The organism is Lawsonibacter sp. (genome assembly GCF_022777125.1).
Taxonomy (GTDB): Bacteria; Bacillota; Clostridia; order Oscillospirales; family Oscillospiraceae; genus Lawsonibacter_A; species Lawsonibacter_A hominis.
The window spans coordinates 1-11,376 of sequence record NZ_JALFGV010000064.1 but is presented as its reverse complement, the minus strand read 5'-3'; the positions used below and the strand labels follow the sequence as shown (position 1 = coordinate 11,376).

10 protein-coding genes and 1 other RNA gene are annotated in these 11,376 nt (G+C 61.7%); 6 read left to right on the top strand and 5 right to left on the bottom strand.

Annotated elements, in window-relative coordinates:
* Window positions 1-227 precede the first annotated feature (227 nt).
* The 4 genes from ssrA to MR825_RS05140 form a co-directional block, all read right to left on the bottom strand.
* Window positions 228-575: a transfer-messenger RNA gene (gene ssrA, locus MR825_RS05155) on the bottom strand.
* A 154-nt stretch (window positions 576-729) separates the two neighbouring features.
* Complete coding sequence (locus MR825_RS05150) at window positions 730-1,251, bottom strand: peptidylprolyl isomerase (protein ID WP_287879277.1); 522 nt, start codon at window positions 1,249-1,251, stop codon at window positions 730-732.
* A gap of 24 nt (window positions 1,252-1,275) precedes the next feature.
* Window positions 1,276-1,767, bottom strand: a complete 492-nt coding sequence (gene smpB, locus MR825_RS05145; protein ID WP_186909011.1) for an SsrA-binding protein SmpB — start codon at window positions 1,765-1,767, stop codon at window positions 1,276-1,278.
* A 34-nt stretch (window positions 1,768-1,801) separates the two neighbouring features.
* Window positions 1,802-2,296: an adaptor protein MecA gene (locus tag MR825_RS05140; protein ID WP_186909012.1), complete on the bottom strand. Its 495-nt coding sequence runs from the start codon at window positions 2,294-2,296 to the stop codon at window positions 1,802-1,804.
* 205 nt (window positions 2,297-2,501) lie between these two features.
* On the opposite strand from MR825_RS05140, the gene MR825_RS05135 reads away from it, so the two are divergent.
* The 6 genes from MR825_RS05135 (at window position 2,502) to MR825_RS05110 (ending at window position 8,309) form a co-directional block, all read left to right on the top strand.
* A complete protein-coding gene (locus MR825_RS05135) occupies window positions 2,502-3,038 on the top strand; it encodes an NUDIX hydrolase (protein WP_186909013.1) in 537 nt (178 codons plus the stop codon).
* 21 nt (window positions 3,039-3,059) lie between these two features.
* A complete protein-coding gene (locus MR825_RS05130; protein WP_186909014.1) occupies window positions 3,060-3,764 on the top strand; it encodes a response regulator in 705 nt (234 codons plus the stop codon).
* Between the two features lie 99 nt (window positions 3,765-3,863).
* A complete protein-coding gene (locus tag MR825_RS05125) occupies window positions 3,864-5,645 on the top strand; it encodes an ATP-binding protein (protein ID WP_287879273.1) in 1,782 nt (593 codons plus the stop codon).
* The gene (locus MR825_RS05120) at window positions 5,632-6,987 is read left to right on the top strand and encodes a hypothetical protein (protein WP_256176489.1); all 1,356 of its coding nucleotides are present in this window, start codon (window positions 5,632-5,634) and stop codon (window positions 6,985-6,987) included. The genes MR825_RS05125 and MR825_RS05120 overlap by 14 nt, the downstream gene beginning before the upstream one ends.
* A 3-nt stretch (window positions 6,988-6,990) precedes the next feature.
* A complete protein-coding gene (locus MR825_RS05115) occupies window positions 6,991-7,815 on the top strand; it encodes a hypothetical protein (protein WP_287879272.1) in 825 nt (274 codons plus the stop codon).
* Between the two features lie 140 nt (window positions 7,816-7,955).
* On the top strand, window positions 7,956-8,309 hold the full coding sequence (locus MR825_RS05110; RefSeq protein WP_287879269.1) for a hypothetical protein: 354 nt from the start codon (window positions 7,956-7,958) through the stop codon (window positions 8,307-8,309).
* 79 nt (window positions 8,310-8,388) lie between these two features.
* Here the strand turns inward: MR825_RS05110 and MR825_RS05105 are convergent.
* Window positions 8,389-11,376: S-layer homology domain-containing protein (locus MR825_RS05105; RefSeq protein WP_287879266.1), on the bottom strand; the 2,988-nt coding region annotated here is incomplete at its 5' end.

The window sequence follows — 11,376 nt, the reverse complement described above, 5'->3', positions numbered from 1 at the left end:
GGCCGGCACCCAGTGGGGCAACAAAAAGTACATGAATATGAAGCACCTGGAGGCTGCCGTTGAGGACGCCTCCATTGCTGGCTGACTTCATTCATTCCAGAGCCTGCAAACCAATTTGCGCAAAATCCTTGACACTACCTGGCTGTCCTGTATCACGTACAGGACAGCCATTCTGATGTATGATACACCAAAGGCGAACCCCTTACAGGGTTCGCCTTGGTGCATTTTGGTGGAGGCGGGGGGAGTCGAACCCCCGTCCGAAAACGTTTCAACGGGAACTTCTCCGGGCGCAGTCGGTCATTTACATTCCCTTACCCAAGCGTGGGCCGACACACTCAGGGGCTTGGTAGCTTCATTGTTCATGGTGCGCTCAAAGCTTTGCGCACACACGTGCACCACTAAACGACGCCCCGTCCCGGCTCGTGGTCCTTCCGGGCGGAACGGTCACGGCTTAAGCCGCGACAAGCTCAACGTTATCGTTGTTCTTTAATTTATAAGTTGCCCATTTTAAGGATGTTAGGCGCATCCGCCCGCTATTCCCGCCTCTGCGTCCCCGTCGAAACCAGTACGCCCCCATGTTGTCGCAAAGTTTATTTCGTTCGGGACGCCCCGGTAGGGGCGCCCCTGGCTTGATTCCCTTGCTCCGCCACTTCCAGCCGGACCCGCTTTGCGGGGCTTCGGCTGGAAGTGGGGAGAACGGTAATACCCGTTATTTTCGCTGCGCTTTGATCAGCACTGTTCCGGCGCGGGATAATCCACGCCATAGGTCTCTACGGTCACCGTCTTCATGCGCTGGTCCTGATACGGCTTATCCATCCGGTTGCGGTCGGCAGAGACGATGGCGTCAGCCACATCCAGGCCCTCGATCACCTTGCCGAAGGCGGCATACTGACCATCCAGGTGGGGCGCAGGTTCCACCATAATAAAAAACTGGCTTCCGGCGGAATCGGGATGCATGGCACGCGCCATGGACAGTATCCCGCGGCTGTGCTTCAGGTCGTTCGGTACGCCGTTGGCGGAAAACTCGCCCTTAATGCTGTAGCCGGGGCCGCCGGTGCCGGTGCCCTGGGGGCAGCCGCCCTGGATCATAAAGCCGGGAATGACCCGGTGAAAGATGAGCCCGTTGTAAAAACCGGACTTTACCAGGCTGATGAAGTTGTTGACCGTATTGGGGGCCACCTCCGGGTAGAGCTCGGCGACCATTTTGCCGCCGTCCTCCATCTCAAAGGTAACGATGGGGTTCTGAGCCATTTCAGCCACTCCTTTTATCCTTTGTTATCCGCCGCGGCGGCGGTCCTTCATGGCGCGGTCCATTTCCCGCCGGGCATCCTTGGCGGCGGCGGCGTCCCGCTTGTCATAAAGCTTCTTGCCCTTGGCAAGGCCTACCTCCAGCTTGACGCGGGAGCCACGGAAGTAGATGCTTAGGGGCACCAGCGCGTAGCCGTCCTGCTTCACCCTGGCATACAGCCGCAGGATCTCCCGCTTGTGCATCAGCAGACGGCGGGGACGCAGGGGGTCCTTGTTAAAAATATTTCCCTTTTCATAGGGGCTGATGTGCATCCCATGCACGTGCATCTGACCGTCCTTGGCGATGCAGAAGGAATCTTTCAGGTTCACATGGCCCTGACGGATCGACTTGACCTCGGTGCCCGCCAACTCGATGCCTGCCTCATATTGATCCTCGATAAAATAATCGTGGTAGGCCTTGCTGTTCTTGGCGATCACCTTGACGCCCCTGCTCTCCACGGAACCACCTCCCCCAGGCATGCGCTTAGATTATTATAACATACTTGTCAATATGCTAGACGGGGAAATAGGTGAGCAGAGCGCCGAGCGCGTCCCCGGAAAGGACGGGACGGCCGTGCTCGGCAAGGCGGGCCTCCAGGTGAGGGCGGCCATCCTCCGAGCGGCCGAATTCCGACAGCTGTGCCGCAGCCTGATCCGCGCCGGCGGGCAGTGAGAGCCAGTAGCGCCCCTCCCACCACAAAAGCTGCGCGTCCGGCCGGGGAACCGGCAGCGCGCGGGCGGCGGAGAGCAGCGGGTCCAGACTGTCGAAGGAAAACCAAAGATGCTCCGGGGCCTGCACGCGGGCAAAGACCAGCACGCCGCAGGCGTTGGGATAGGCCTCGATCTCAATGGAACCATCCAGCGTGATGCCCGCCTCGTGAAACGCGTCCCGGGTCAGCTCCAGGGCCCGCTCCAAGGTCAGGCCGGCCGGGGTCAGGCCGTGCTCCTTCAGGTCGGCCGGAGTGATGTACAGTGCCACGCTGGCATTTCCGATGGGTTGGATGGTCATGGCGCGCCTCCTTACAAGCAGTCGGGTTCGCTCGAATGATGTGCAGCCTCAGGGGACAAAGCGCAATCGGTCGGCAGACTTTATTATAAAAGCTGAAAAACGGTTTGGGTAGCTGTAATGATTGGGCGGATTGGAAAAGGTCAGGGTGGCGAAAGCCCGATAAATATGGTATACTGAATTCAATTTGGAATAGAGGTCGTGCAATATGGAATTGATGGAAAAAACCGTGGAGCGCCACGTGTTGTTTGAGGGCGCGATCGTGACCCTGCGCAGAGACAAGGCCCAGCTGATCAACGGCCAGGTGGTGAGCCGCGAGGTGGTGGAGCACCCCGGCGGCGTGGCCATCCTTCCGCTTTACCGGGACGGCACCGTGAGCATCGTGCGGCAGTTTCGCTATCCCTTCCGGCAGGTCGTCACCGAGCTGCCCGCCGGAAAGCTGGAGCGGGGCGAGGACCACCGTCCCGCCGCCCTGCGGGAATTGGAGGAAGAGGTGGGCGTCCGGGCCGGAGAGCTGATTTATCTGGGGTATCTCTATACCTCCCCCGGCTTTTCCACCGAGGTACTGCATATGTATCTGGCCCGGGATCTGGAGCCGGGGGTATGCCATCCGGACGACGACGAGTTTTTGGAGTGTGAGCGCATCCCCTTTGACCAACTGGTGGAACAGGTGGTATCCGGGGTGATCTGCGACGCCAAGACCGTGGCTCTGGTGCTGAAGGCCAAAGCTTATCTGGGGCGGTAAGCCGGAAAGGGGACGAGACCGATGGCCAAGCGCATCCTGATCGTGGAGGATGAAAAGAATATTGTGGATATCCTCAGCTTCAATCTGGGGCGGGAGGGATATCAGACGCTGGAGGCTTACGACGGGGACGCCGGATTGCAGCTGGCGCTGGAGCAGGACCCGGATCTGATCCTGCTGGACCTGATGCTGCCGAAGCGCAATGGGTTCGACGTATGCCGCAGCCTGCGCGCCCAGGGACGGAGCACCCCCGTCATCATGCTGACCGCCCGGGAGGAGGAGACCGATAAGGTCCTGGGCCTGGAGCTGGGGGCGGACGATTACATCACAAAGCCCTTTTCCATGCGGGAGCTGCTGGCACGGGTGAAGGCCAACATCCGCCGCAGCGAAATGGTGGCCGCCGGGCCCGCCGCCCAGGCGGCCGGACAGCGCGTCGAACTGGGGCGGATCTCCATCGACACCGAGCTGATGGTGGCCTATAAGGACGGCAGGGCGCTGGAACTGACCCAGCGGGAATACGAGCTGCTCAAATTTTTGGGAAGCCAGCGGGGAAAGGTCTTTTCACGGGAAGCCCTCATGGAGCACGTCTGGAATTACGAGGGCTATGTGGGTGACGTGCGTGCCGTGGACGTGGCCGTACGGCGGCTGCGTGAGAAGATTGAGGACGACCCGGCCTCGCCGCAGTTCATCGTCACACGGCGGGGAATGGGGTATTTTTTCAACGCATGAGCTCATGCCTTTGCGCCGGGCGGCGTTCCGTTTGCCTGCGCAGGCAGCAGCGCATAACGGCAGCGCTCCCCTGATTTCCATCCGGAAAGGAGGTGTCCCATGTTCCGCAGCCTGCATATGAAATTGATGCTCATCATGACGCTGCTGATCGTCGCGCTGATGACGGTCGTGGGCGCCTTTCTGATCAATTCGGTGGTCAATTATTATACCCAGGACTTCCACACGCAGATGGCGGAAGCCTTTGGGGACGCCGGTTTCTGGTCCGACCTGACCACCCCCGCCGACGGGGAGGAGGACGGGGCGGCCAGCATCGCCCGGATCCTGAGCACCAACAGCACCCTGGGGATCGACAACCGCAGCCGCAAATGCTATGTGCTGGACGGCAGCGACGCCCGCTATCTGGCGGGCTCGGACCAGCCGGAAAATGTCCGCACACCGGAGCTCTCCCGCAACCTGAGCCGCGCGCTCAATGGAGAGATCGGGGACGACAACGATCCGGCCGCCGCCTATATGGACGTGGCGGTGCCGCTGGAACGCGGGGGGGCCGGCTATATCATCTATGTGCGGGATGACCGCACGACCGTGCAGGCCCTGAACAGCGAGCTGATTACCCTGATCGTGGAGGCGCTGGTCTTCGGGCTGGTGATCTCCGTGCTGCTCTCGTTCCTGCTGTCCAAGACGCTGATCACCCCCATCGAGCGGCTGACCGAAGGCGCCGAGCGGGTGGCGGACGGAGACTTTTCCCATAAAATCGAGGTGGCCTCCCGGGATGAGATCGGCGTGCTGACCAGGACCTTCAACGACATGGCCCGTCAGCTCAAGCAGACGCTGGAAGAAGTGGAGAACGAGCGCAATAAGCTGGGCACGCTGTTCCTGCATATGACCGACGGCGTGGTGGCCTTTTCCTGGGAGGGGGCGGTCATCCAGTCCAATCCTGCCGCCGAACGGCTGCTGGGCCGGGCCATCCCCATCGGCGGGGAGGAGAACTATGATACCCTCTTCGCCCCCATCGCGCCGCTCCGGGGGGTGCTGGCGGTGGAGCAGCCCGGCTATCTGGACGGGGCCATGGATGTGGACGGCCGCAGCCTGGAGCTGCTGCTGGCGCCCTTTGACCCGGAGCGGCTGGGCGGCGTGCTGGTGGTCATCCACGACGTGACGGAGCAGCGCAAGACGGAGGAGATGCGCCGGGAGTTTGTGGCCAACGTCTCACACGAGCTGCGTACCCCGCTGACCAATATCCGCTCTTACGCTGAGACCCTGGCCGACAACGCGGGCGCGCTGCCGCCGGATACCGAAAAGAACTTCCTGGGGGTCATTCTCAATGAGTCCGACCGCATGACCCATATCGTCCAGGATCTGCTGACGCTTTCCCGCTTTGATTCCGGCCGGACCGAGCTCAAGCTGGCCCCCTTTGATTTTGAGCGGGCGGTGCGGGATGTGTACAACGCCATCCTGATGGAGGCCCAGCGCCACGGTCACAAGGTGGAGCTGGAGCTGGAGAACGGTCTGCCCCAGGTAACCGGAGACCGGGAGCGTATCCTCCAGGTGATGATGAACGTGGTGTCCAACGCCATCAAGTACACGCCGGACGGCGGCAGGATCCGCATATCCGCCGGACGGCTGGGCGCGCGGGTCTGGATGGAAGTGGCCGACAACGGCATCGGGATTCCAAAGGAAGACCGCGGGCGCATTTTCGAGCGCTTCTACCGGGTGGACAAGGCGCGTTCCCGGGAGTCCGGCGGCACGGGCTTGGGACTGTCCATTGCCAAGGAGATCGTGGACCGGCATGAGGGCACGCTGGAGCTGGTAGAGCGTCCGGGGCCCGGCCTGACCGTCCGGCTGACGCTGCTGGTGGAGGGACCGCGCCATGGACATGCTTAAGCGGGTGCGCCGGCGCCGGCGCCGGGTACTGGAGAGCTGCAAGACGCTGCTTATCGTGCTGCTGGCGGTATCGGCCGTGTACCTGGCGGCGCGGGCGCTGGTCTACAGCGGCCTGGCCGACACGGGGCCCAGCGGCTGGGTGGGGACGCTGCTCTCCCTGCTGCGCGGAGAAGCGCAGCCGCCGGCAGCCACTCCGGAGAACGGGCAGCCCGGCATGGCGGCCCAGCCGGTGCGCATTGCCATCCACAGCGGCACGGAGCGGTTTGCCGTCCAGTATGACCAGGGTCAGGTGGATGGGATCTATACTTCCGTGGGCGGGTTGCTGGGGGAAGCGCTGGCCAGCGCCAAGACGCCGCGTCCCATCACGGAGGAGGAGTGGCGGCTTGCCCTCCAGCGCAGCGGGGTGTACTTCGACCTGCTGGGACAGGTGCCGCTGGACGCCCTGTACGCCTGGATGGGCGGAGATGCGGCCAATCCCGAGCTGACCGGGACGGCCCGCCGCCTGCTGGTGGCCAGTACCGCCGGCGCCAACGCCGCCCTTTACTATCATAATGAAACAGACGGCCTGTATTATGCCTGTGAGACGAGCGTGGATTACGCGCAGCGCATGGAGGACGTGCTGACGGGCTACGGCGGAAACAGCGCCACCTTTGCGTTCGAGTTCAGCGCGGACGCGGGCTATGGGGCGCTGGACCCATATGTGCTGATTTTCTCTTCCGCGCCCAATCCACGCAGCTACCGCAGCGCTTCTCCGCTGTCGGCCGGCGATGAGAGCACCCTTACCGCGATCCGGAGCGCCCTTTCCTTCCGCAGCAACTCCTCTTATCCGATCCAGGGGGGCGGTATCATGGTGCGGGAGGACCGGGAGACCCTCCAGATCATGGAGAACGGAGACGTGATCTATCACGCTTCCGAGCCGGCCGCCTCCCGCTATGCGGTGGGGGACGGCTCTGCCGGGAACACCGACGTCATCGAGGCGGCCTGGCGGCTGGCGGACGCCACCCTGGGGAGCCTGTGCGGCTCCGCCCGGCTGTACCTGATGGGGATGGATGAGACGCAGGCGGGCGTGGAGGTGCGTTTCGGCTACAGCCTGGACGGCGCCGCCGTGCAGCTGTATGAGAAGGGCTGGTGCGCCCGCTTCCTGATCCGCAGCGGGAAGATCACCGACTATACCCTTCACTTCCGCAGCTACGAGGAGACTGGAGAGCACACCCTGGTGCTCCGGGAGCGGCAGGCTGCCGCGGCCCTGGCGGCGCTGGGGAGCGGCAGGCGGGAGCTGGTCCTCTGCTACGCGGACGGCGGAGGGGACACTGTGGAGGCCGGCTGGATCGCCGGGGCGTGACGTATGGAATGGTCTAAAATTAAAAATATTGTGCTCCTGATCCTGGTGTGCGTGAACGCCTTCCTGCTGGCCCTGGTGCTTCTGCAGCAGCATAAGACCGCCCGGTTTCAGGAGGAGGCCAGCGCCGGAGCGGTGTCCGCCCTGGCCAACAGCGGCATTGCCTTTCACCTGGAGCGGGTCCCCAGGGATATGGAGCTGGCGGGTCTGAACTTTACGCAGGACCGTTCGGGAGAACAGGCCGCGGCGGAAGCCTTGCTGGGCCGCGTGACGGAGCAGGCGGAGAGCACCACGATGCGCACCCTGTATGCCGGAGCAAACGGCAGCGCCGAGTTTTTCATGAGCGGAGAGTTTTCCGTTGCCCTGGACGCGGGCGTGTACCAGGCCGATCCGGACGAGCTGGAGCGGGCCGGGAGGGACTGCCTGGCGCTGCTGGGGATGGAGGCGGAGTTGGTTTCCCGGGAAACCCGGGAGCAGGAGAGCGTGTGGACCTATCGCCAGCTTTGGGAGGACGTGCCGGTTTTTTCCTGCCAGGTGGAGCTGACCTGGCGGGACGGCAGCCTGGTCCTGCTGCGGGGGCGGCGCCTGGCCGGGAGCGCGCTCCCGGCGGATACCGGGGCCCCGCTCACCACGGCGACCGTGCTGGTGCGCTTTTTGGCCGGACTCAACGAGGGAAACTATGTGTGCAGCAGCATCGATGGGATGCGGGCCGGATATGTCGTTTCCGGCGCGTCCCGGCCCGGGCAGCTCACGCCGGTCTGGCGCGTCGAGACCGATACCGGAGCCTACGATGTGGACGGCGTCACCGGAGCGCTGGTCCCGGTGGAGTAAACAGAAAAAACGTCGTATCCTTCCGGGATACGACGTTTTTTGACGGGTGGGCAGGGCTGTAGCGCAGTTTTTGGAAAAAAATGTATGAAAACGTCCTTCTTTCCCGCCCGGGCCGGGCAGGGGTGAAGGAGGGATGCCGAATGGCACAGTATACACCCCATTACGGGCTCCACCAGTGGGAGCCGGAGGACAGCTTTTTACGGGAGGATTTCAATCAGGATCTGGCCAGGATCGATACGGCGCTGGAGGAGAAGGCGGAGGTGGTGATCGGAAGCTACACCGGAAATGGCTACATCAAGACCATTGAGCTGGGGTTCCGACCCAAATTCGTCTGTATCCCATCCCGGAACGTCTATGGTACCATGCTGGCGGACGGCGGCACGAATGCGCAGCTGGCCATCACGGATACCGGCTTTACCGTCACCTACCAGAGCACCTCCGGTATTCACAGCAACGAAGCAAACGCCGTCTATTATTATCTTGCGCTGCGTTAAGACCGCAAGAAGGGACGCCCGGGCAACAGCCCGGGCGTCCCTTTCTGCATTTGAAATCAGAACCGCAACGGAGAGACGATCAGCTGCCGGCCTTAACGGCGGTGACAGTGCCGATGTCGCTGTTGCTGAAGCTGACGGTGATGCGGTAAGCGTTGGTGGAGTGGTCAGAGTCGAAGTTCAGGTTGACGGTGACCTGACCCGCAGCATCATCCGTACCGGTAGTGACCTTGCCGGTCTTGCTGATGCCGGAATCGACCCACTGACCGTTGCCGCTGAGGATCTCAACACCGTAAGTGTAGCTGACGGTCTTGCCGGGGACCTTTTGATCGTTGTCAATGTCGTCATCCTTGCCCACGTCCTGCCACAGAGTGGCGGTCACGTCGGTGGTGGCGTTCTCACCGGCGACAATCGTGTCGATAGTCAGGTAGTACTCGTCGTTCTCAGTGGGCACGATGACCTCGTCGATGTCCCAGATCCAGGCGGTCTGCAGAACCTTGTTGTCGTTGTTGGTAATGATAACAGCATTCTTCTTGGTACCAACCACAAAGGTGCCCTTGGCGGCGTCATCACCGGCCGCGTCCATGTCGGTCACGTCCCAGATGTTAGACTTGCTGACCAGGGTGGGGTACACAATACCGGCGTAGGCGTAATCGTTCTCGCCGTTGTTGCTCACATCCAGAGTGCCGTTCTTCAGCAGGACGGCCTCAGTGGCGGCGGTGCGGCTGTTCAGGTTGAGCTCGTAGGTGCCGTCAGAGTTCACACTGTAGGTGTAGGCCACCATGTAGGCGTAGCCGTCTGCCTTGTCGAACTCAGTATCATAGTCGTCGCGGCTGACCTCGATGGCCTTGGTGGTGCCGTCCTCGAAGACCACGTTCAGCTCCAGAATCTTGGAGGTGACCGCGTTGGCATCCAGCACCAGCAGCCAGTTGGAGGTAGAGCTGGAGGTCTTGCCGTTAAACAGGACCACTTCGGCCAGCTTGGTGGTCTCCCAGGTCTTGGTCTCAGTCTTCTTCAGTACGGGGTAGATCTGAGCCTTGACATCCTTGTCCACATCGCTCATATTGTCCCATCCGGTGAGCACACCGTAGAACACGTCGCCCGCCTTGTAGGTGGTGCCGTAATACCTGCCGCCCTGCAAGAGGTCATCGGCCTCGACTACGTCATAGTAGAAGGCCACGGTGTTCTTATCAACTGCGTAGACCTTGTCGGTCTCCTTAACGGTCACGGACAGGTAGCCGTCGCCGTTCTCGTAGGGGGCCTTCAGCGTGTACTGGAGGTTGGGGGTAGTGGTATCATCGCCGTTGACCTTGCCGGTCTCGGCGGCGGCGTTCTTCTCAATGTAGGCAATGTCGCCGGTGCCAACGCTGGGCTTCTGGTTGCCGTCAACTGCCGTGAACTCGCCGTCGTTTTTCAGCTTGTTCAGACCCAGCACGCTCTTGATGGTCAGCACGTCGTCGTCGCTCAGAGAGTAGGTGATGACGGTACCGGCGGCGGCGCCCAGGGTATTATTGACGGTCTGCACGTCACGGGTGCCCAGGTAGGCTTCCAGCGCGGTGCTGCTGTTGCCAAAGGCGTTCTTCTTGGAAGCGCTCCAGTTGATGTAGTAGGTACCCTCGGTGCCGTCGGCCTTCAGAATCTCAAGCTGGCCCTTCACGTCCAGCGCGTTCTGAGTCCAGGCGGAATCCAGGACCAGGGCGTAGTTGATCACAGTCTCCTCAGCGGGGCGGTAAGCCACGATGTACTCGCCGGTGGAGTCCAGGATGAAGTCATACTTGGTGGAGAAACCGATATCAGCCTTGGCGGAGTTGATTTCGAAGTGCTCGATATCCACGTCCACAGGAGAGATAGCGTCCAGAATATAGGACTGCTTGTAGGTCTCACCCTCGATGGTCACGTACAGCTCGTTGTTCTTGTCACGATCCACACGGCTCATGGTACCGGTGACGATCTCGGGCGTGGAGATGTAGGTGCGCCCTCCGTACTCGACGTACAGGATCAGGTCGTCAGTGGTGACCTCGTCGGCAAAGATCACGTCGCCGAACTCCACGCTCTTGGTGGAAGAGGTGCCGTCCAGTTTGCCATTGGCATCATAGTCGGGGACATAGAAGGTGACGATCTCGTTCTTGACATTGTAGCGGCTGACGCAGGACAGGGTCTTGCGCAGGAAGAGCACGTAATCCACATCGCCGTCGTTGTTGTTGTCGATGATCTCGACCTCAACACCGTTCAGGTTGTACTTGGAAGCGGTAGAACCCTTCCAGAAATCGTTAATGACTTCCAGCGCAGTCTTCTCGTTAGCCTGATAACCGTAGTTGATGTAGTACTCAGTATCCGCGGTCACGGTCAGGCCGGTGCCCTTCAGGTAATCCTTGGAGGTGGACTGGGTAGCAGTGGTAGTCTGCACCACGTTCACGCTGTCCTTCAGGGACACGCCCAGGACCTTGGAGTCGGAGAGGATGGTGGTCTTCTCGATGTACAGGGTGACGGTCTTGCCCAGGGTCTCAACGCCGGTGGAGACGTTGAAAGCGATCTGGCCGGACTGGGCCACGCCCTCGCCGGTGGTGGTGTTGGCAGTGGTGGAGGAGTACAGCACCACGTTGTCCAGAGTGGTCTTGCCGGCCTTCAGGGCGGCGTCGGAGTCGGTCTGATCCAGCTCGGCCCACTCGTTGGCGACCACAACGCCCTCCACCTTGTACACGCCGTACATGGCGCTCAGGATGGTGCGGTGATCGGTGTAGCCGATGGCGTAGCCGTTCTCATACTTCTGGATCATCTCAACGTCCAGGGCGTTGTAGATCAGCAGAGCGGCGTCGTCGCGGCTCAGGGGGTTCATGATGTTCTTGTTGAAGTTGCGGAAGATGCCCAGGCTGGAGGCCTTGGCGTTGGTGTTGATGGCCCAGTCGGTGCCCACGAAGCCCTCAATAGCGGGATCGTAGCCGGCGGCCACCAGCAGCATCTTGGCGGCCTCGGCGCCGGTCACGTTGGCGGCGGGGTCGAAGCGGCCGTCGCCGCGGCCGGCGATGATGCCCAGGGTGAAGCAGTAGTTGATGTGGCCCTTGGCCCAGTT